This window comes from Oceanivirga salmonicida (assembly GCF_001517915.1).
In the GTDB taxonomy this organism is placed as follows: domain Bacteria; phylum Fusobacteriota; class Fusobacteriia; order Fusobacteriales; family Leptotrichiaceae; genus Oceanivirga; species Oceanivirga salmonicida.
Window position 1 is genome coordinate 1 of record NZ_LOQI01000161.1, and the last position, 613, is coordinate 613.

General features: G+C 30.7%; 2 protein-coding genes. One reads left to right on the forward strand and one right to left on the reverse strand.

The window, feature by feature from the left end; translation table 11 throughout:
• Nucleotides 1-99: 99 nt before the first annotated feature.
• The gene (locus AWT72_RS08745) at nucleotides 100-342 is read right to left on the reverse strand and encodes a glycine/sarcosine/betaine reductase component B subunit (RefSeq protein WP_067143677.1); all 243 of its coding nucleotides are present in this window, start codon (nucleotides 340-342) and stop codon (nucleotides 100-102) included.
• An 8-nt stretch (nucleotides 343-350) separates the two neighbouring features.
• Between AWT72_RS08745 and AWT72_RS08750 the strand changes: the two genes are divergently transcribed.
• Nucleotides 351-613 (forward strand): glycine/sarcosine/betaine reductase component B subunit (locus tag AWT72_RS08750; protein WP_306765443.1); only part of this gene is annotated, 263 nt, incomplete at its 3' end.

The following is a 613-nucleotide window of genomic DNA, read 5'->3' on the forward strand; positions in this document are numbered from 1 at the left end:
ATCTTGTTCAGCATATTCATCAGTTACAATAACAGTTGTTTCACATTCATTTTATATTTTTTGACAGTTAATTATTAAATCAGTGTCTGGGTTTGCAAATCATTCTAGTGAAACTATAACAGCATCTAAACCTAAATATTTAGTTAATTTTGCAGGCCAGTTTGATGATCTTTGTTTATCTGCTAAATAAACATTTTCATTTGTTATAATTACACCTAAGAAATTGATTTCTTTTCCATGTTTTTTATATAATTCTTCAATTACACCATTATTCAAATGAACATAAGTAGGATTTTTGTCACATGCTGATACACAGTTACCACTAACTATTGCTCCATCCATTATTTCTGTTGGATAAAGAAAGATCATCAAACTGGACAGCAAAATTAACTAAATATTTAGGTTTAGATGCTGTTATAGTTTCACAAGAAGGATTTGGAAACCCAGACACTGATTTAATAATGAACTGTAAAAAAATTGAAAATGAAGGTGTAAAAACTGTTATTGTAACTGATGAATATGCTGGACAAGATGGAGCAAGTCAAAGTTTAGCAGATGAGGATGCTAAAGCATGTATCTTATACACATCTCCGAGCCCACGAGACACTCGCTA

What these genes read in the sequence shown, in the direction of transcription:
- AWT72_RS08745 (WP_067143677.1), bottom strand. Translation starts at nt 342, where the DNA reads ATGGATGGAGCAATAGTTAGTGGTAACTGTGTATCAGCATGTGACAAA.